Origin of the sequence: Microvirga sp. 2MCAF35, from assembly GCF_052115545.1 — a bacterium.
GTDB lineage: Bacteria > Pseudomonadota > Alphaproteobacteria > Rhizobiales > Beijerinckiaceae > Microvirga.
This window is the reverse complement of sequence record NZ_JBFRGW010000007.1, coordinates 38,249-57,778: the sequence shown is the minus strand read 5'-3', so window position 1 is coordinate 57,778 and position 19,530 is coordinate 38,249. Positions and strand designations below refer to the sequence as shown.

Sequence of the window (19,530 nt, the reverse complement as noted above, 5' to 3'; positions counted from 1 at the left end):
AATATGACGGCACCCATCACTCCGACGCTTCTCTACCTCGACAACGTCTCCGTGTCCTTCGACGGCTTCCGGGCCTTGAACGCCCTGTCGCTTGCGGTCGACCATGCGGAGATGCGCGCCATCATCGGCCCCAACGGGGCCGGCAAGACCACGATGATGGATGTGATCACCGGCAAGACACGCCCGAACGAAGGCACGGCGCTCTTCGAGGGCACGCACGATCTGACGGCGCTCGACGAGGCTGCGATTGCCGAACTCGGGATCGGCCGCAAGTTCCAGACGCCGACCGTGTTCGAGATGCACAGCGTCGAAGACAACATCCTGCTCGCCCTCAAGGAGAACCGCTCGCCCTTCGCCACGCTGCTGTCGCGACGGACTACTCGGGAGCGCGAGCGGATCGACACGCTTTTGGAGCGGGTGCGCCTGACGGCGCATCGCCACCGCAAGGCGGGAGAACTGTCGCACGGCCAGAAGCAATGGCTCGAGATCGGCATGCTGCTGGCGCAGCAACCAAAGCTCCTCCTGATCGACGAGCCCGCCGCCGGCATGACCGATCAGGAAACCGCCGATACAGCGGATCTGCTGCGCGACATCGCGAAGACGCAGGCCGTCATCGTGGTGGAGCATGACATGACCTTCGTGCGCGACCTCGACGTGAAGGTCTCCTGCCTGCACGAAGGCTCCGTGCTTGCCGAGGGAACGCTCGATGCAGTGAGCGCGAACGAGCGGGTCGTCGAGGTTTACCTGGGGCGATGACGATGCTGTCAGTGGAAAATCTGTCCCTGTACTACGGCGCCGCACAGGCTCTGCGCGGCGTATCCGTCAACGCGTCCGTCGGCGAGGTCACCTGCGTGCTGGGCCGGAACGGCGTCGGCAAGACTTCGCTTCTACGCGCCATCGCCGGGCATCGCCCGATCGCGGGTGGCAGCATTCATTTCGAGGGTCGAGACATCGCACGCCTGAAACCCTTCGAGCGGGCGGCACTCGGGATCGCCTATGTCCCGCAGGGCCGCGAGATCTTTCCGCTCCTGACCGTCAAGGAGAACCTCGAGACTGGCTTTGCCCCGTTGAAGCGTGGCGAGAAGACGATACCGGAAGAGGTTTTCGAGCTGTTCCCTGTCCTGAGAACCATGCTTGGCCGGCGCGGGGGCGATCTGTCCGGCGGTCAGCAGCAGCAATTGGCCATTGGGCGGGCCCTGGTCACGCGGCCGCGCCTGCTCGTGCTCGACGAGCCCACGGAAGGCATCCAGCCGTCGATCATCAAGGACATCGGCCGGGCGATAACCTACTTGCGCGAACGGAAGGATATGGCCATCCTCCTGGTCGAGCAGTATTTCGACTTCGCCCGCGATCTGGCCGACCGGTTCGTGGTGATGGAGCGTGGCGAAATCGTCCAGCATGGCGACCGTTCGGCGCTTGAGGGAGATGATGTACGTCAGCGCTTGGCCATTTGATGGCGTCTCCCAATCCGGATCTCAGCAGCGTCAGCGCGCGGTCGGGCGGGTTGCGTTCAGCGCAGCCGGGCTTGATGGCCGCACCCGTCCCATGCGGATCGAAGAGAGCGGATCCATGCGGATCAGGCTTCCGAAGGGTGCGGGGCGCGGGCTCGACGCGGTTCTCGTCAACACGGCGGGCGGCATCGCCTGCGGCGATCGTTTTTCTGTTCGGATCGAAGCAGGTTCCGGCGCTGCGGTGACGGTTGCGACTCCGGCGGCCGAGAAGGTCTACCGGTCAGACGGCCCGGTCGCGGAGCTGGTGGTCGATCTCAAGGTCGCGGCCGACGCACGGCTCGACTGGCTGCCGCAGGAAACTCTCCTGTTCGATCAGGCGCGTCTTTGCCGAAGCCTCGCTGCGGACATGGCCGAGAATGCGAGCCTGACATTGTTCGAGGCCGTCGTGTTCGGGCGGGAAGCGCGAGCCGAGCGGATTATGGACGGGTTGTTCGAGGACCGCTGGCGCATTCGGCGGGGAGGGCGCCTCATTTATGCCGATACGCTGCGGATCGACGGCCCTATCGGTGACCTTCTTCGGAAGCCCGCCGTCGGCAATGGAGCCCGCGCCTTCGCCACGTTGATCCATGTGGCGCCCGATGCGGAAGCGTGGCTGGACTTGGTGCGCGAGCATCTCTCCTCCATTGGCGGCTGCGACGCCGCAGCCAGTGCCTGGAATGGGCTACTCGCCGTGCGTTTCTGCGCGTTGAAGATCGAAGCGCTTCGCGCTGCCGCCATTCCGTTCCTGCTCGCCTTTCGCGGCGAGCCTCTGCCTCGTGTCTGGCTCAGCTAGGGTCGAACCATGCAACTCACTCCCCGTGAAAAAGACAAGCTCCTGATCGCCATGGCTGCCATGGTCGCCCGCCGCCGGCTGGAGCGCGGTGTGAAGCTCAATCACCCGGAAGCCATCGCCCTCATCACCGATACGGTCGTCGAAGGCGCGCGCGACGGACGTTCCGTCGCCGAACTGATGGAGGCGGGGGCGCATGTGGTCACGACCGACCAGGTGATGGAAGGCGTCGCCGAGATGATCCACGACGTGCAAGTGGAAGCGACCTTTCCCGATGGCACCAAGCTCGTCACAGTTCACCACCCGATCCGTGGCGCGGCCTCCAGGGACGTGCCCGGCGAAGTGACTGCGCAGGAGGGCGAGATCGTCTTCAACGATGGCGCCGAGCGCGTTGTTCTCACCGTCGCCAATACGGGCGACAGGCCGATCCAAGTCGGCAGCCATTACCATTTCTTCGAGACCAATCCAGCCCTGTCCTTCGAGCGAGAGAAGGCCCGCGGCATGCGGCTCGACATCGCGCCCGGTACGGCGGTGCGCTTCGAGCCCGGTGCCACGCGCGAGGTGGTTCTCGTTCCACTGTCCGGCAAGCGCGAGGTCTATGGGTTCCGCCAGGGCGTGATGGGAGCGCTGTGATGTCGAATGCAAGAAAGCCAGCCTCCCTGCCGCGTTCCGGCTATGCGGATATGTTTGGCCCGACGAAAGGCGACCGCATCCGCCTCGCCGATACGGCTCTCGTGATCGAGGTGGAGAAAGATTTCACCACCTATGGCGAGGAGGTGAAGTTCGGCGGCGGCAAGGTGATCCGCGACGGCATGGGACAGGCGCAGACGACCCGCGCCGAGGGTGCGGTCGACACGGTCATCACCAATGCGGTTATCCTCGATCATTGGGGCATCGTGAAAGCCGATATCGGCATCAGGGGCGGGCTGATTGCCGCCATCGGCAAGGCCGGGAATCCGGACGTGCAGCCCAACGTGGACATCGTCATCGGGCCGGGCACGGAGATCATTGCCGGCGAAGGCAAGATCATCACGGCGGGCGGCTTCGATTCCCATATCCACTTCATCTGCCCGCAGCAGATCGAAGAAGCGCTCATGTCCGGCATCACCACGATGCTGGGTGGCGGAACGGGACCTGCGACGGGAACCTTCGCCACCACCTGCACGCCGGGACCGTGGCACATCGCTCGGATGATCGAGGCGGCCGACGCCTTTCCGATGAACTTGGCCTTCACGGGCAAGGGGAATGCCTCGAAGCCGGACGCCCTGGAGGAGATGATACAGGCCGGCGCCTGCGCGCTGAAGCTGCACGAGGATTGGGGCACGACCCCGGCAGCCATCGATTGCTGCCTCTCTGTGGCGGATGCCTACGACGTGCAGGTGATGATCCACACCGACACTCTCAACGAATCCGGTTTCGTCGAGGACACCATCGCGGCGTTCAAGGGGCGGACGATCCACGCCTTTCACACGGAGGGCGCGGGCGGCGGCCATGCGCCCGACATCATCAAGGTGGCGGGCCTGCCCAACGTGCTGCCGTCCTCCACGAACCCGACACGCCCCTATACGGTGAACACCATCGACGAGCATCTCGACATGCTCATGGTCTGCCATCACCTGTCGCCGTCGATCCCCGAGGACCTGGCCTTTGCCGAGAGCCGCATCCGCAAGGAGACCATTGCGGCGGAAGACATCTTGCACGATATCGGGGCGCTCTCGATGATGTCCTCCGACAGCCAGGCGATGGGTCGCGTCGGCGAGGTTATCATCCGCACGTGGCAGACCGCGCATAAGATGAAGGTCCAGCGCGGCGCGCTCCCGGGCGAAACCGGCGACAACGACAATTTCCGTGCCCGTCGCTATGTGGCGAAATACACGATCAATCCGGCCATCGCCCATGGCGTGTCCAGGCATATCGGCTCGGTCGAGGTCGGCAAGCTCGCCGATCTCGTGGTCTGGACGCCGGCCTTCTTCGGCGTGAAGCCCGATCTCGTGCTGAAGGGAGGCGCCATCGCGGCGGCTCTCATGGGCGATCCCAATGCATCCATTCCGACGCCGCAACCGGTGCATTACCGCCCGATGTTCGGTGCCTATGGCCGGGCGCTCGCCGCGACCTCGCTCACCTTCGTGTCGAAGGCTGCCGTGGAGGATGGCCTGGCGGAAAGGCTCGGCGTCCAGAAGAAGCTCGTCGCCGTTGAGAACGTTCGCAGCGGGATCGGCAAGAAGGACATGGTGCTCAACGATGCGACGCCCGTGATCGAGGTCGACCCCGAAACCTACGACGTTCGCGCCGATGGCGAGCTTCTCGTCTGCGAACCCGCGAAGGCTCTTCCCATGGCCCAACGTTATTTCCTTTTCTGATATGATCCGCGCCACATCCATCATTCGCCGCGATGCCGTCGAGCAGGACCGCATCGTCGATGTCATCACCCTCGATCATGGCGACAGGCACCGCCGCCGCATCATGCTCAATGCCGATGGCGGAACCTCCTTCCTGCTCGACCTCGACAGGGTCGATGTGCTGGAAGACGGCGATGCCATCCGTCTGGAAAGCGGCTGGCTCGTGGAAGTCAGGGCCGCGCCGGAAAAGCTCGTGGAGATCACCACGGAGAATCCGCTCGATCTCCTGACCCTCGCCTGGCATATCGGCAACCGACATGTGCCGGCGGAGATCACCCGCGAGGCGATCTACATCGCCTATGACCACGTTCTGGTCGATATGCTGCTGGGCTTAAGCGCCAAGGTCGAGATCGTCGAGCGTCCTTTCCGGCCCGTGCGCGGTGCCTATCATCATCACGAGCATGGCAGGGATTCTGACCACCATGGATACAGCCATGGATGAGGATTCCTTGAATGTGCAGGGAAGGAGCGGCGAGGCGGCGATCCTGCCGCTCTTCGCCTGGCTCTCGCCGTCCTATCCCGTCGGCTGCTATGCCTATTCGCATACGTTGGAATGGGCTGTGGAGGCCGGCGACGTCATCGATGAAGCAAGCCTCGTCGGATGGCTGACCGATCAGCTCACGCTTGGGTTCGGGCTCAACGATGCCATTCTCCTGAGCCAAGCCTACGGGTCCGTGGAGCGGAGCGATCGTGAGGCTCTCGAAGCGATCAACGAGCTCGCTCTTGCCCTGTCGCCATCCGCCGAGCTTTATCTCGAGACCAGCCAGCAGGGGCGCAGCTTCCTTGATGCGACGCTCGCCGCATGGCCCTCGCCACGCCTGCTCCAGATCGAGGGAGACGTTGCTTTTCCCGTTGCCATCGGTATGGCTGCGGCGGCTCATGGCATTCCGCTCTCAATCACCGCGCAGGCCTATCTCTTCGGACTGGTGCAGACGCTCGTTTCCGCCGCCATCCGTCTGGCGCCCATCGGGCAGACGGCGGGCATCCGTGTATCGGCCGCACTGGCCGAGACTGTGCAGGATATTGCCCGTCAGGGAATGGCGCTCACGCTCGACGATATCGGCGGCTCGACCTTTCGGGCCGATCTCGGCTCGTTCCATCACGAAAACCAGTATACGAGGCTTTTCCGCTCATGAAATCTCAGACAGGACCCCTTCGCGTCGGCATCGGCGGGCCGGTCGGCTCGGGCAAGACAGCCTTGATGGAAGCGCTGTGCAAGACGTTCCGCGAGCGCTACGACATCTGCGCGATCACCAACGACATCTACACCAAGGAGGATGCACGCCTCCTGACCGTCGCCGGGGCGCTGCCGGTAGAACGCATTATGGGCGTGGAAACGGGCGGATGCCCGCACACGGCCATTCGCGAGGATGCGTCCATCAACCTTGCGGCCATCGCCACCATGCGCAAGCGCTTTCCGGCGCTCGATATCGTGCTGGTGGAATCCGGCGGCGACAATCTGGCCGCGACCTTCTCGCCCGAGCTCGCCGATCTGACGATCTACGTCATCGACGTGGCCGGCGGCGAGAAGATCCCGCGCAAGGGCGGCCCCGGCATCACGCGCTCCGATCTCCTCGTGGTCAACAAGATCGACCTTGCGCCCCATGTCGGCGCCGATCTGGCGATCATGGAAGAGGATACGAAGCGCATGCGTGGTCAGAGGCCTTACGTGTTCAGCAATATCCGCGACGGCATTGGGGTCGATGCTATCGCCACATTCGTCGAACAGGCCGGCGGCCTGTCCAGCGCAGCCTGAAGGAGGGTTTTCAGCATGATCAAACGCTCAATTCTCATCGCGACGTCGGTCGCTGCATCCACGCCCGCCCTGGCTCATACGGGCCATGATGCGGTCTCGGGTGTCCTCGCCGGTTTCGTGCATCCTCTGACGGGCGTCGATCATGTGCTCGCCATGGTCAGCGTCGGCCTCTTCGCGGCTCTTCTCGGCGGGCGAGCGCTATGGGCCGTTCCCGCGAGCTTCGTGGGCATGATGCTTATTGGCGGAATGATCGGCTTTGCCGGGATCGAAGTTCCTGCGGTCGAGATCGGGATCGCTGTCTCCGTTATCATTCTCGGTGCGATCGTGTCGTTGGGGTGGTCATGGTCCGTCGGCGCGGCGATGGCTCTCGTGGGTATTTTTGCCGTCTTCCACGGCTATGCGCATGGGGTGGAGATCCCATCCGGAGTAGGTGCCGTGCTCTACAGCCTCGGCTTCACTCTTGCGAATGTGATGTTGCATGGCTTGGGAGTTGCGTTCGGAACGATCACGGCCCGTCAGGCACATGCCGGACGCTTAGCCGGCGCTGCAGTTGCAGCCGCCGGCATTGTTCTCCTGATCGGGTAGAAACATGAATTGTCGGTTGGGATGCATTCTGAATTGTCTCTAGTTTAGGGGCCGTCGATCTCATCGTCAAAATCAAAGTCCTTGGCTGCGGACCCAGCCAAGGACTTTTCGTATGAAAATCAGATCCCGTTAGCGTTTGCCGCCGCCATTGCCACCGTCACGACCACCGCCATGGCCACCTCCGTTTCCGGCAGGACCATCCTGATCCGTACCATCGCCGTTGTTGGATCGGCCGGGATTGGACGAGTCGTTGCCGTCCGCATCATTCCCGTGGCCATTGTTGCCATGACCACCGGCATTGCCATTGCCATTCCCGTGTCCATTGCCGTTGCCGCCGTGGCCGTTACCAGCCGGACCATCCTGGTCGGTTCCGTCACCGTTGTTCGAGTTTCCAGGGTTGGACGAGTCATTGCCGTCGGCATCGTTGCCGTGACCATTGTTGCCATGGCCGTTACTATTGCCGTGACCACCGCCGACGCTTCCGCCTGTGCCACCAGTTCCACCAGTTCCACCAGTGCTTCCTGTTCCACCGGTCCCGCCAGTGCTTCCGGTTCCACCGGTCCCGCCGGTCCCGCCGTTGTCGGTCGAGCCGTTCGAACCGGCGGTATTGCCGCTGCTGCGACTGCCGCCGGTCCCGCTCGTTCCCGAGGCAGCATTGTCTGCCACAGCACCGCCACGGCTGGAGCTCGTGCTTCCACCGACAACACCGCTATTGCCTGTGCCAAGTGTGCCGCTGCCGACCGCTCCGGAAGTGCCGCGATTAGAACTCACAACGCCAGGAGCCATCAAAGGAGCGTTGCTGATCGAGCCCGTCACGCCCTCATATCGGTCGGATTCTGCAGGACGGTCCATACGGCGCAAGGCTTGAGGCCGAATGGCACAGCGACAGGTTTCCTGACCTCGCACAATGCGAAGTCGGCAGTTGTGATACATGGAGGCATCAGCGACTGCGGGTACGCATTGCTGACCGGTTCTAATGCCCTGAGCGCTAGACGGAGCTCCAAGGAAAAGGAGGATTGCCGCGCTGGACAAAGTAAGAGCGTATGAACGCTTCATCGTGTTCACCTACGTAAAGCCAATTTTGATGATGAGCCGGGTTGAGGTAGCTCGCTTGGCTTAAAGACGCAGGGCTAGGAATAACGTTCCGTTATATAGGCAAAAATCTATTCTGACAGAAAGGGAACTTTGTAGAAGCTTAAGCTTTAAATCGCCCCTATTTCTGGTAGTTAACCGGAAATATGCTTTAGTTTGCTGCCGTCAAGCTTGAGAGGACGTCTCTATTCCATAGGCTGCGGCCATACTGCGGATCTGATCGAGCTTGGCTTTGAATACGGACCAGTCATCTTCTGCGGCAATGGGAGCCCAAAGCGCCTCGACCTCGTCGATCAGCATGGTGCAGGGCGCGGTGCGCGCAAAATAGGGATGACCGAATTGGATACCCGGTGCCGGATCGAAATTGACGAGCGCGGCGCGGACGGGCTCGAAGGACGGTTGCGCGTAGAAATGCGCGGAGGGGCTTTTCTCCGCGCGCTGCGCACTCAACAGCCCGCCATGCCAATCGAAGAACGTTTGCTCGAACGGCGTTTTGCTCTCATGCAGAAACGACCACAGGGCTTTGGCGAGGGCCCCATCCTGCTCGAAGCTTTTCGATTGGAGGCCCAGGCGGCGCAGGATGGCGCCCGGGAATTCCCGATGAAGCGCAGGCTCGAATGTGGAGAGCGCCTGCTCGAGGCTGCTCTGCGGGGCGAAGGAAAGTAGGCATTCCGCCAGACGATACAGATTCCACAACAGCGTGTCGGGCTGTCGCCCGAAGGCGTAAAGGCCCGTCTCGTCGAAGTAGGCGGCCGTGAAGCCCGGCTCATAGACGGGCAGGAAACGCCATGGTCCGTAGTCGAAGCTCTCTCCCGTGACATTGATGTTGTCGGTGTTGAGCACGCCGTGCACAAAGCCCGCCGCCATCCATTGCGCGCCCATGCGGGCCACGCGTCGGCACACCTCTTCCAGAAAGGCAGCGGCGCGGTCGGGTTCCTCCTCGCGCCACGCCTGCGGCATGTAGGTTCGGATGGTGTAGTCGAGGAGCTTGCGGAGGTTGTCGGTCTCGTCCAGGTAAAGCAGGCGCTGGAACGTTCCGATGCGGATGTGGGAATGGCTGAGGCGCACCAGCACCGACGCACGTGTGGGCGACGGCTCGTCGCCGCGTTCGAGTTCCTCGCCGGTCTCGATCAGGCTGAAGGATTTCGATGTCTCGACGCCGAGCGCTTCGAGCATCTCCGTCGCCAGGATTTCCCGCACGCCGCCCTTCAGGGTCAGGCGGCCATCCGCATGGCGCGACCACGGCGTCTGCCCGCTGCCTTTCGTGCCGAGGTCGAGAAGCCTGCCGTCCTGCACATCGTGGAGCTGCGCGAACAGAAAGCCGCGTCCGTCGCCCAGATGCGGATTGTAGGTTCGGAACTGATGGCCATGGTAGCGCAAGGCGAGGGGCTGTTCGAAGCTGTCCGGGAGCGGAACGAAGCGTCCGAAATGGTCGATCCATTCTTCATCGCTGAGCGACCCGAGGCCCGCTCGCTCGGCCCAGCGCTGGTTGCGGTATCGCAGGATGTGCTGCGGGAACTCCGCCGGCCGGACAAGGTCATAGAAATCGGAACCGAGATCGGAATGGCGTGTCGAGGCGCGATAGCTGGCGGAGGCGGGCATGTGCGAGATCCGGTGAACTCGTGATCAATTCCAGGACATCCGAAATGTTCAGAATTGTCCGGATGGATCAAGCCTCATGCGGGTTCGAGGCCTCGTTCGAGGGAATGCCTGCCAAGTCATGCTACTGTGCAGTAAAAATATAACAACATAACGTGTTACGGTATGGCTTGAACAAGGGTGCGTTCTCGAAGCCAACTAAAATATTAGGTGAACTCAGAGTCAGAAAAGGCTTTCTTTTTCCTTACGTTGCTGAGCGTTGTTGAAGCGGCGCCCCGTTGTCGATGCGTCAATTTGTGCTTTGGTCTATTGGCTACGGCGAAAAGCTCCCCTAGGATTCTTTCGTTAAGGAAGACGGGAGGAAGGTTTATGGCATTCAAGGATATGCTGAGCCTTTGTGGCCGGATCGGTCTGATCGTCGTGGCCTTTGCGTTCGTAGCCGGGATTGTTGCCGGTCCTATCCTTGAGAGAATCTGGTCGTCGCACCTCACTGTGACGCAGAACAACGAGACGCCTCTTTCCGCTCCGCCCAGGGTCCCGGCCAATCCTAAGGCCGCAGAGCCAGGCTAACGCCTTCTTAGAACTCTCCAGTTCATACAACAGCACCGCCGCGAGGCGGTGATCCAGATCCTATTGCGGGAAGGTGCGATGAGCAGCGAAGTGCTTTTGCGGCAAGAGATCCGACATTCTCTTGGTTATGTCCGCGGCATGATCGATCATTACTCCGGCCTCTACTCGGGCGAGAACCTCACCCGGGACGTGCTCAGTTTTTGCGATGGGATGATCCGGTCCGAGGAGTCGAGCTCTCGGTTGAGGGAGGCGCGGCGCCTGGTCGAGGAAAGGTGCCGGCAGTTGGCAGATGCGGCGGACCGTTTTGCTAAGCGCGACCCAGCTTCGATTGCGACCATGCGGGCGCAGGCCGTCGCGGCGATCGATCTGTTTCAGGATGCCGCGTTCGAATGGCACAAGACCCGCGCGGCTGTTCCGTCATCTGGATGCCTGCTGCGCAGGAAGAGTCTTTAGAGCATCGAACGCAAAAGTGGGAACCGGTTTTGCGTGCAAAGATGCGAAAGAACAAAAGCTGAGAGCGTTGGACGGGAGTTCGAATTCTCACGTCCAACGCTCTACAGCATCGGACCCAAAAGTGGATTTGCACTTTTGGGATCCATCCGATGCTTTTTCTCTTGGCTGGCGCATCGAATGGAGCGGACCCGCAGGGCCGCGTCAGCGAATACCGGGTCCACTTTTCCGTCCGATGCGCTAGCGCGTCGTCATCTTTGCACCATCCTCCAGACGCTTGGGTTTGATCGACGCCGTCGCGGGTACGTCCATGACCTGGGGTTCCGGCAGAGGGTTGCTCTTCGGGGTATCGAGCCCGTAGACATCGTCGCGGAAATGCACCGCGCCGTCCGCCGTCGCATAGCCGGTGAGATAGACCCAGGCGACCGGGACGGGCTTGTCGAGACGGATGTCCTGGCGGGTCGCGGCAGCGATGGCCGTGTCGATCCCGTCTTTCGTCCATACGCCCGCCTGACCGTTGGTGCCGCGCAGAAGCCATTCGGCGAAATCGGCCACATCGGCCACACGTACGCAGCCCGAGGAATGGAAGCGGGCATCCTGCGCGAAGAGCTGCTTCTTCGGTGTGTCGTGCATGTAGACGGCATGCTTATTCGGCATGTCGATGCGGATCTGTCCGAGCGAGTTGATGGCGCCGGGATCCTGGCGCAGGGTGTAGTTCACCGCATTCTCCGTGGACCAGTCGAGCGTCTTGGGATCGACCTCCTGTCCCTTGGCATCGAGGATGCGGATCTTCATCTTCTCCAGATAGGCGGGATCTTTCCGCACATGAGGAATGATGTCCTTCTTGATCAGGGAGACCGGCACCGTCCATGTGGGATTGATGTTGACGGCGGTGACGCGGGTTTCGACGATCGGAGAAGGACGATCCGCCTTGCCGGCGATGGCGACATAGCGGCGGGCCACCTGTCCACGCTCGACGGCTTCCACGGCGGCCGATGGAATATTCACGACCACATAGCGATCACCGAAAGCGAAAGTGGAACCCGTCAGCCGTTGCGCCGAAGCCGTGAGCTGGCGATGGCGGGTGAGCGCCGGGACGTTCAGTGCGTCCAGGGTTCGTGCCCTCACCGCACCGGATTCGGGCAGGCCGTGGCGTGCCTGAAACCTTTTGACCGCACTGGTCAGTTCCGTGTCGAAGACTATGCTCGTCGTGGCATTGTCCGGGAGGTCTCCCTCCAGAGCGAGACGTTGCCGAAGGGTCGCGACGAGCGGCCCCTTGTCGCCGCTCTTCAGGACCGTCCCTGCGGGCAGGCTCGGCCACCCTCCCGCCTCGGCGATGCGCTTATAGGTCCAGGCGGCCCGCATCGTGTTGATGAAGGTGCTGGCGTCCAAGGTCGGGCGTGGATCCTGCGAGATCGAAGCTATAGGCGTGGGCGCCGCTTTCTCGGGCGCCTGGGCCGGTGTCGTGGCTGCCGCTTTGGGCGGCAGGACCAGGCCTCCGGCGGGAGGGGGCGATCCGTTCGGCGCGGCCTTCGTAGGCATGTCCGAAGGCAGAGTTTCAGCCACCGCGAAGGCGCTCGGAGAGCTCCAGAGGGTGGAGCACAGGAGCAGGGCTAGTCCAAGGCGGAGATGGTGTGCATTCCCATAGGTCATGTTCCGACTATGAGGGTTCTTGGTTTACAAAATGCTGTGCCGGGCGAGCGACTGCGTGAGATTGCAACAAGGACAGGACAGGGACGTTGTCCTGGGTCTTCCGACCGCCCCACGAGTGTTCCATGCGTGCCAAACCTCTCCCCCCTCAGGATATCAGGCGGATCGACCTGCCTTTGCCATCCTCCATAGGGCTCCATGCGGTCCGGTTGCTCGAGCAGGCGAAGGAGGCTGGGCCGGCAGGGGCCGTTTATGTCGCAGGAGGGGAGCGCTGGGCCGAGCAGATGGCGCAGGCCATGCGAGGATTGGCTCCCGGACTCGACGTTTGTCTTCTACCGCCATGGGACTGTCTTCCCTACGACAGCGCTTCGCCCTCGCGAGAGGCCATGGGGCGACGCATGTCCGTGCTGCGGCGAATGTGCGAACCGGGCACGGCTCCGCGCGTCCTGATCACGAGCGCAGCTGCGATCATCCAACGGGTGCCGCCGCGCGACAGGGTGAACAAGGCTGTCTTCCCTCTCCGGGCAGGCGAGGAGTTTTCCGCGGAAGCGTTGAACGAGTACCTGCATCGAGCGGGATACATTCTGGATGAGCGGGTGGATGAGCCGGGCGAAGTGGCCATCCGAGGACAGGTGATCGATCTCTTTCCCGCCGATAGTCTTTTACCCTATCGGGCCGAGCACGATGGACGAACCATCGTGGCCATTCGCTCCTACGATCCGATCTCTCAATTGACGGAGATGGAAGTCGACCATCTCGTGATCGGCCCGGCTTCGGAAGTCGTTCTGCATGAGACGGATGATGGCGAAGCATCCGTCGAACGGGTGGACGGAATGGAGCACCGTCTGCCGGAATTCTATCCCCAGCTGGAAACCGTCTTCGACTACTGGCCGGATGCGGCCATCGTCCTGGATGTGAAGTTCGAGGAGAGGCGCCAGCTCGTGATGGAACAGGCCGCCGATGCCTATGACAATCGGACGAGTCGGCGGATTCAGGGCAGGCCCGCAGCATCGGCCTTGGCGCCTGAGCGGCTGTTCATCCAGGACGACGAGTGGGTGGGTTTCATGTCGAAGCGCCGTGTCGTCTACATCCATGCCGTATCGCAGGATGATGCCTTGCAGAATGCGGTGCCGAATTTCGCGATCTCTTCAAAACCCTCGAAGGCCCTTGCGGATTTCCTGCGTGCTCAGTCCGACGCGGGAAGAAAAATCGTCCTGGCTGCGGCTGCCCGTTCGGATCTGGGCAGGCTCAGGCGCCGGGTCCAATCCATCGGGCGTCCCGACGATGTAGGTGGCTGGGATGCCGTCGTGGACGGTCCGTCCAAGGGATGGTTTGCCTTGCAGGCCGACCTCAAGAAAGGCTTCGTCGATGAGCGGGATGGGATCGCGCTGATCACGGCCACGGACGTGCTGGGGAGCCGCGTTCGCAGCAGCGCGGAGGCCGAGGTCGGTTCCGCCCCGTCGGGCTTCACGGATACGGGCTTTCAAATAGGCGATGCCGTCGTGCATATCGATCACGGGATCGGCGTCCTGCAGGGCATCGAGACCGTCACCGCCGGTGATGCCGGCGAGAGCGAAGCGGTCCGGCTTGGTTATGCGTCCGACACGACGCTCCTTGTCCCCGCGACGGAAATGGACAGGGTTTGGCGCTACGGCGCGATGTCGGATGCCCTCTCTCTGGACAAGCTGAAAGGCGATGCATGGCAGGTGCGCCGTGAGAAGATCGAAACGGAAATCAGGGAAACGGCCAAACACCTGATCGGCCTCGTCGATGCCCGCAAGGCGAGAAAGCTGGAGCCGCTCGTCCCGCCGAGCCGCGACTACGAACGCTTCGTCGCCCGCTTCCCGTTCTCCGAAACAGCCGACCAGATCAACGCCGTCGAGGCCGTCCTCGAAGGTCTCTCTTCGGGACTGGCGATGGACCGCCTCGTCTGCGGCGATGTCGGGTTCGGCAAGACGGAAGTTGCCCTTCGTGCCGCCGCCGCTGTCGCGCTCTCGGGCAAGCAGGTGGCTATCGTCGCTCCAACGACCGTCCTGGCTCGCCAGCATGTACGGAGCTTCGAGAGGCGTTTTGCCGGCCTTGGCATTGAGATTGCGCATCTCTCCCGTCTTGTGTCGCCATCCGAAGCGCGGGCGGTGAAGAAGGGATTGGCCGACGGGTGGATCCGCATCGTCATCGGCACGCATGCGCTCGCTGCAAAAGGCGTGACGTTCAAGAATCTCGGGCTCGTCGTCATCGACGAGGAGCAGCGGTTCGGTGCGGCGGACAAGGCCAAGCTCAGGCGCCTGTCGGCGGAAGCGCATGTGCTGACGCTGACCGCCACACCGATTCCCCGGACGCTGCAATCGGCGCTGGTCGGATTGCAGGAGCTGAGCATCATCGCGACGCCGCCGGCGCGCCGGCAGCCGATCCGCACGTTTCTGACGCCCTTCGATCCGGCCAGCGTGCGCGACGCGCTCATGCGCGAGCGGCGCCGGCGCGGGCAAAGCTTCGTCGTCTGCTCCCGGGTCGAAGACATCGAGCCGATGCGCGAGCGGCTGGCGAAGCTCGTTCCGGAGCTCGACATCATGGTGGCTCATGGGCAGATGCCGCCCGCGGAAACCGACGACGTGATGGTGCGCTTCGCCGATGGGGAAGGGGATGCCCTCCTCTCCACCAACATCATCGAGAGTGGCCTGGATGTTCCCCGCGCCAACACTATGCTGATATGGCGCGCGGATCGCTTCGGAATGGCGCAGTTGCATCAGCTCCGAGGGCGTGTCGGGAGAGGGCGCGTCCGAGGGACGGCCTATCTGCTGACGGAACCCGGTCAGGAACTCCCGAAAGCAACGGAAAAGCGCTTGCGGACGCTGACGGCCCTCGACAGGCTGGGAGCAGGATTTGCCATCAGCGCGCAGGATCTCGATCAACGCGGCGCCGGCGCGCTGCTGGGCGAGGAGCAGGCTGGCCATGTCAAGCTGATCGGCACGGATCTTTATCAGCATATGCTCGCGCACGCCCTGCGGGGCGAGAGCCTGGACGGCGACTGGACGCCCGAGCTCAACATCGGCCTGTCCGGTGCCATTCCGGAAACATACGTGAACGAGCCTGAGATGAGGATCAACCTCCATGCCCGCCTCGCTCGGTATGACTCGTCCGAGAGCCTCGACGACCTGGAAGCGGAGATCGAGGACCGCTTCGGCTCCATCCCCGAACCGGTTCAGAACCTCCTGAGGTTCGCCTATCTGCGGCAACTTTGCCGGAAGCTGGGGATTGCCCGTATCGATGCGGGGCCGCAGGCGATTGCGTTGACCTTCCGTCCAGGCTGCGCGGAGAAGCTCTCTCTGCAGGCAATGATCGAGGCCTCGCAGGGAAGGTTCGACTGGAGCAAGGAGCGCCTGGTGTGCTCGGCCTCCAGTGAGCAGGCCGAGGAGCGTCACGGTATAATCCTTGACTTGCTGGATTCGCTTTCGCGATAGACCCTGCATGGAACAGTCACGGTCCGCGTTGTGCGAGCGCTCCGTGAACGGATTCGATCCAGCAGACTTAACACTGAAAATAGTCTTGATCGTGAGGAGCCCATGACGTCCGAGGAAATCCAGGAGCTGAACGCTGCACGCGAAAGCCTCGTGAAGCGGCGCAGGGAAATGACGCGGCAGATTTCCGAGGCTCCGCTCCCCTCCGTCGATCTGGCCGAAGAGCTGACGAAGATCCTCATTGCCATTGAGGCCGTGGACCGGGCGCTCAACGAGGCGGGCCATCCTTACATGAGCCAGGGTGTGGTCGACCAGCTTACGAGGGACAGCTGAAAGTCCTGATCCTGCGGCACAGGTCCTGACGCAGCCTGAAAAGGCTCAAGCGTCCTCTGCCAGCCCCACGAGCATGTCCACGAGCGGGGCGCCCGGGTCGGCGAGCCCGGCGATGACGTCGAAATGGTGCGCTCCCGGCACCTCGTGGTAGCGGGTCGTCACGCCTGTCTTGCCCCAGCGCTCGACGATGGCTCGGGACTGGCGCAGGAACTCGCCGCTCTCGGCGCCGCCGACGACGGCGATGAGGCGCCCGCTCGCAGGAGGATTCCACTCCAGCGGGCTTAAGGAATGCGCTTCCTCGACGGTCAGACCGAGAGCCTTGTTGAGCAAGGTCGGGACCAGCGGCGGCAGGTCGAACAGGCCGGAGATCGGCATGGCGGCGCGAACGGGTTTCAGCAGTGCGTCGGGGCGTGCCATGAGGCAGGCTGTCAGATGACCGCCGGCCGAATGGCCGGTCACGACGAGAGGGCGGCCCAGGCGCCTCGTGACGAAATTGGCCGCCGCCTCGATTTCGGACACGATCTCGGCCAGTGTGGCGGCAGGTGCGAGCGTATAGCTCGGGATCGCAACGGTCAGCCCGCGTTCGTTGGCGCCGCGCGCCAGATGGCTCGACGACGACTTGTCGAACGCCTGCCAGTAGCCGCCATGGATGAACAGCACCACCGGGCCGCCGGCATCGCCGCCCGGCGGGTGGAACAGGTCAAGCCGGTTCCGTTCGCCCGGCCCATAGGAGAGATCGAGCTCGCAGTTCGCGCTCTCGCGGTAGGCGGCGGCATCCCTTAGCCAGCCTGCGATATGGGTCGGGTGATCGGGCACGCGCGCCCGGTTGTTGTACTCGGCCTCCAGGTCGAGGTCTTCGGCTGCCATCGCGATTGCCCTTAAACGTGGAGGTAGCGGTCTTTGAGGCTGCTGTCCTTCATGAGCTCTTCGCTCGTTCCGGTCCAGACCGAGCGGCCCTTCTCGATGATCACGTGCCGGTCGGCGAAGCTCGCGAGCGCGCCGATATTCTTGTCGATCACCAGGATCGATTGGCGCTCGCCCTTGAGACGCTTCAGGCACGTCCAGATCTCGGCGCGGATCAGGGGCGCCAGCCCTTCCGTGGCCTCGTCGAGGATCAGCAGCTTTGGGTTGGTCATCAGCGCCCGGCCGACAGCCAGCATCTGCTGCTCGCCGCCGGAGAGCTGCGTGCCCAGGTTGCCGCGGCGCTCCTTCAGGCGCGGGAACAGGTCGTAGACCGCGTCGAGCGTCCAGCGACGAGAGCCTCTTCTGGCCGAGGCCGTCGCGACGAGGTTCTCTTCCACCGTCAGCGTCGGGAAGATCTGTCGGCCCTCCGGCACGAGGCCGATGCCCGTCTGCGCGATGCGATAGGGTGCGAGCCCCGTCACGGCCGCGCCGTCAAAGCGGACCTCGCCGCCGCGTGGGCGGAGCAGGCCCATGATGGACCGGATGGTGGTGGTCTTGCCCATGCCGTTGCGGCCGATGAGCGTCACCACCTCGCCGGCATTGACCTCGAGCGAGATGTCGAAGAGCACCTGTGCGGCGCCGTAGGACGCCTGGAGCTGTCGGACGGAGAGCATCAGACCAACTCCTCTTCGCCGAGATAGGCGGCGCGGACCTCCGGGTTCGCCCTGATCCGCTCGGGTGTGTCGGTAGCGATCACGCGGCCGTAGACGAGAACGGAGACGCGGTCGGCCAGGGAGAAGACCGCATCCATGTCGTGCTCGATCAGCACGATGGTGAGGCGACTCTTCAGGCGCCGCAGGGTCTCGACCACGCGCAGGGATTCGTCATGGCCGGTGCCGGCGAGGGGCTCATCGAGAAGCAGAAGCTTCGGCGCGGTCGCAAGGCCGATGGCGAGTTCGAGCTGGCGCTTCTCGCCATGGGACAACAGGCCGGCCGGGATGTGCGCGCGAGCCGCGAGGTTGACCTGTGCAAGGCACTCCATGGCGGGCTCGTTCAGGGCCTTCTCCTGCGCGGCATTGCCGAAGAGGCGGAAGCTCGAGCCCGAGCGGGCCTGGACGGCCAGCGCCACGTTCTCAAGCGCCGAGAAGCCCGGGAGGATCGACGTGATCTGGAACGAACGGGCAAGCCCGCGCCGGACGCGCTGCGGCATCGACAGCTGCGTCACGTCCTCGCCGTCGAACAGGACGGATCCGGAATTCGACGGCAGGGTGCCGGAGATCTGATGGATCAGGGTCGTCTTGCCCGCCCCGTTGGGGCCGATGATGGCGTGCAGTTCGCCGGGCCGGACGGACAGGCTCACATCGTCGGTGACGACGAGGGCGCCGTAGGTCTTGCGCAGATTGCGCAATTCGAGGAGCGGCTCAGCCATAGTGCGGCCTCCGCAGCAGGCCCATGATCCCGCCCCTGGCGAACAGAACGATGAGGATGAGCAGGGGCCCGAACACCATCTTCCAGTTCTCGGCGAGATGGGATCGGGCTTCCTCGCTCAGGAAGAAGCTTAAGGAATGCAGGATCTCCGGCAGGAACTCTTCCAGGAGCAGGAAGGCAGCGGCGCCGATGATGGCACCATGCAGGGAGCCGAGCCCGCCGAGCACGACCATGAAGATCAGCTCGCCGGAACGCTGCCACGTCATGAAGGCCGGGCTGACGAACTCGGCCTGGTTCGCCAGCAGGCAACCGGCAAGCCCCGCCAGCATGCCGCTGATAACGTAGGCGGCGAGCTGGAAGCGGAACGGCTGGAAGCCGATGGCTTCCATGCGGATGGCGTTCTCCCGCGTGCCGCGCAGGACGCGCCCGAACCGGGAAGCGACGACGGAGCGCGAGAACGCATAGGCTCCGAGAAGGCAGAGCAGGCAGACCCAGTAGAAGGTGAAGTCGTTCTTCAGAACGCCCGTTCCGGCCAGGAGACTGCGCGACGACAGGGTCATGCCGTCGTCGCCGCCATAGGCCGCAAGCGACGTGGCGAGGAAGTACAGCATCTGCCCGAAGGCGAGGGTGATCATGATGAAATAGACACCCTTGGTCCGCAGCGAAATCGCCCCGGTGATCAGCGCGAAGAGCGCCGAGGCGGCAAGCGCTACGGGAATCTGCACGAGGGCATCCTCGATGCCGTGGCTGGCCAGGATGCCGACCGCATAGCCGCCGAGCCCCAGAAAGGCCGCGTGGCCGAAGCTCACCAGCGCGCCGTAGCCGAGGATGAGGTCGAGCGCCATGGCGGCGATACCGAAGATCATCACCCGCGTCAGCAGGGACAGGATATAGCCTTCGGCACCCGAGTAGGTGGCGAACAATGGGGCCGCCGCGAAGGCGGCGAAGAGAACGATGGGGACGATCTCGAACCGTGTGGTGAGCGATGGCATGGGCGCGGAGGGTGTTTCAGCGAGTTCGGTCATGACGC

General features: G+C 63.2%; 19 protein-coding genes. 12 read left to right on the top strand and 7 right to left on the bottom strand.

What is annotated here, in order from left to right; translation table 11 throughout:
- Positions 1-3: 3 nt before the first annotated feature.
- The 9 genes from urtD to AB4097_RS05275 are packed head-to-tail and all read left to right on the top strand — an operon-like array spanning position 4 to position 7,020.
- Entirely contained in the window at positions 4-756 is a 753-nt protein-coding gene (urtD, locus tag AB4097_RS05315) for an urea ABC transporter ATP-binding protein UrtD (RefSeq protein ID WP_442037567.1), read from the top strand.
- Between the two features lie 2 nt (positions 757-758).
- A complete protein-coding gene (gene urtE, locus AB4097_RS05310) occupies positions 759-1,454 on the top strand; it encodes an urea ABC transporter ATP-binding subunit UrtE (RefSeq protein ID WP_442037566.1) in 696 nt (231 codons plus the stop codon).
- Complete coding sequence (locus AB4097_RS05305; protein WP_442037565.1) at positions 1,429-2,283, top strand: urease accessory protein UreD; 855 nt, start codon at positions 1,429-1,431, stop codon at positions 2,281-2,283. The genes urtE and AB4097_RS05305 overlap by 26 nt, the downstream gene beginning before the upstream one ends.
- A gap of 9 nt (positions 2,284-2,292) precedes the next feature.
- On the top strand, positions 2,293-2,913 hold the full coding sequence (locus tag AB4097_RS05300) for an urease subunit gamma (protein ID WP_442037564.1): 621 nt from the start codon (positions 2,293-2,295) through the stop codon (positions 2,911-2,913).
- Positions 2,913-4,640, top strand: coding sequence for an urease subunit alpha (gene ureC, locus AB4097_RS05295; protein ID WP_442037563.1), 1,728 nt, complete (start codon positions 2,913-2,915; stop codon positions 4,638-4,640). Before AB4097_RS05300 ends, ureC begins: the two co-directional genes overlap by 1 nt.
- 1 nt (position 4,641) lies before the next feature.
- Positions 4,642-5,121, top strand: a complete 480-nt coding sequence (locus tag AB4097_RS05290) for an urease accessory protein UreE (RefSeq protein WP_442037562.1) — start codon at positions 4,642-4,644, stop codon at positions 5,119-5,121.
- Positions 5,114-5,815, top strand: a complete 702-nt coding sequence (locus AB4097_RS05285; RefSeq protein WP_442037561.1) for an urease accessory protein UreF — start codon at positions 5,114-5,116, stop codon at positions 5,813-5,815. The genes AB4097_RS05290 and AB4097_RS05285 overlap by 8 nt, the downstream gene beginning before the upstream one ends.
- On the top strand, positions 5,812-6,435 hold the full coding sequence (gene ureG, locus AB4097_RS05280) for an urease accessory protein UreG (protein ID WP_442037560.1): 624 nt from the start codon (positions 5,812-5,814) through the stop codon (positions 6,433-6,435). The genes AB4097_RS05285 and ureG overlap by 4 nt, the downstream gene beginning before the upstream one ends.
- 15 nt (positions 6,436-6,450) lie before the next feature.
- Positions 6,451-7,020: a HupE/UreJ family protein gene (locus AB4097_RS05275; RefSeq protein ID WP_442037559.1), complete on the top strand. Its 570-nt coding sequence runs from the start codon at positions 6,451-6,453 to the stop codon at positions 7,018-7,020.
- 119 nt (positions 7,021-7,139) lie between these two features.
- Here the strand turns inward: AB4097_RS05275 and AB4097_RS05270 are convergent, their stop codons facing one another.
- A complete protein-coding gene (locus AB4097_RS05270; protein WP_442037558.1) occupies positions 7,140-7,550 on the bottom strand; it encodes a hypothetical protein in 411 nt (136 codons plus the stop codon).
- A 727-nt stretch (positions 7,551-8,277) separates the two neighbouring features.
- Entirely contained in the window at positions 8,278-9,714 is a 1,437-nt protein-coding gene (locus AB4097_RS05265) for a protein adenylyltransferase SelO (RefSeq protein WP_442037557.1), read from the bottom strand.
- A gap of 645 nt (positions 9,715-10,359) precedes the next feature.
- On the opposite strand from AB4097_RS05265, the gene AB4097_RS05260 reads away from it, so the two are divergent.
- Positions 10,360-10,734, top strand: a complete 375-nt coding sequence (locus tag AB4097_RS05260; protein ID WP_442037556.1) for a hypothetical protein — start codon at positions 10,360-10,362, stop codon at positions 10,732-10,734.
- Between the two features lie 237 nt (positions 10,735-10,971).
- Here the strand turns inward: AB4097_RS05260 and AB4097_RS05255 are convergent, their stop codons facing one another.
- Positions 10,972-12,273 carry a L,D-transpeptidase family protein gene (locus AB4097_RS05255; RefSeq protein WP_442037555.1) on the bottom strand — a complete coding sequence of 434 codons (1,302 nt, stop codon included), beginning with the start codon at positions 12,271-12,273 and terminating at the stop codon, positions 10,972-10,974.
- 233 nt (positions 12,274-12,506) lie between these two features.
- Between AB4097_RS05255 and AB4097_RS05250 the strand changes: the two genes are divergently transcribed.
- Together AB4097_RS05250 and AB4097_RS05245 are read left to right on the top strand one after the other, a co-directional pair.
- A complete protein-coding gene (locus tag AB4097_RS05250) occupies positions 12,507-15,839 on the top strand; it encodes a transcription-repair coupling factor (RefSeq protein ID WP_442037554.1) in 3,333 nt (1,110 codons plus the stop codon).
- A 102-nt stretch (positions 15,840-15,941) separates the two neighbouring features.
- The gene (locus AB4097_RS05245; protein ID WP_442037553.1) at positions 15,942-16,169 is read left to right on the top strand and encodes a hypothetical protein; all 228 of its coding nucleotides are present in this window, start codon (positions 15,942-15,944) and stop codon (positions 16,167-16,169) included.
- Between the two features lie 45 nt (positions 16,170-16,214).
- On the opposite strand, the gene AB4097_RS05240 is transcribed toward AB4097_RS05245, so the two are convergent.
- Genes AB4097_RS05240 through AB4097_RS05225 form a run of 4 tightly spaced genes read right to left on the bottom strand, consistent with a single transcriptional unit; the run spans position 16,215 to position 19,525 of the window.
- Positions 16,215-17,036, bottom strand: coding sequence for an alpha/beta hydrolase (locus AB4097_RS05240; RefSeq protein ID WP_442037552.1), 822 nt, complete (start codon positions 17,034-17,036; stop codon positions 16,215-16,217).
- Positions 17,037-17,047: 11 nt separating this feature from the next.
- Positions 17,048-17,746, bottom strand: a complete 699-nt coding sequence (locus AB4097_RS05235; protein ID WP_442037551.1) for an ABC transporter ATP-binding protein — start codon at positions 17,744-17,746, stop codon at positions 17,048-17,050.
- Positions 17,746-18,501, bottom strand: a complete 756-nt coding sequence (locus tag AB4097_RS05230) for an ABC transporter ATP-binding protein (protein WP_442037550.1) — start codon at positions 18,499-18,501, stop codon at positions 17,746-17,748. Before AB4097_RS05230 ends, AB4097_RS05235 begins: the two co-directional genes overlap by 1 nt.
- Positions 18,494-19,525: a branched-chain amino acid ABC transporter permease gene (locus tag AB4097_RS05225; protein WP_442037549.1), complete on the bottom strand. Its 1,032-nt coding sequence runs from the start codon at positions 19,523-19,525 to the stop codon at positions 18,494-18,496. Before AB4097_RS05225 ends, AB4097_RS05230 begins: the two co-directional genes overlap by 8 nt.
- Between the last annotated feature and the right edge of the window lie 5 nt (positions 19,526-19,530).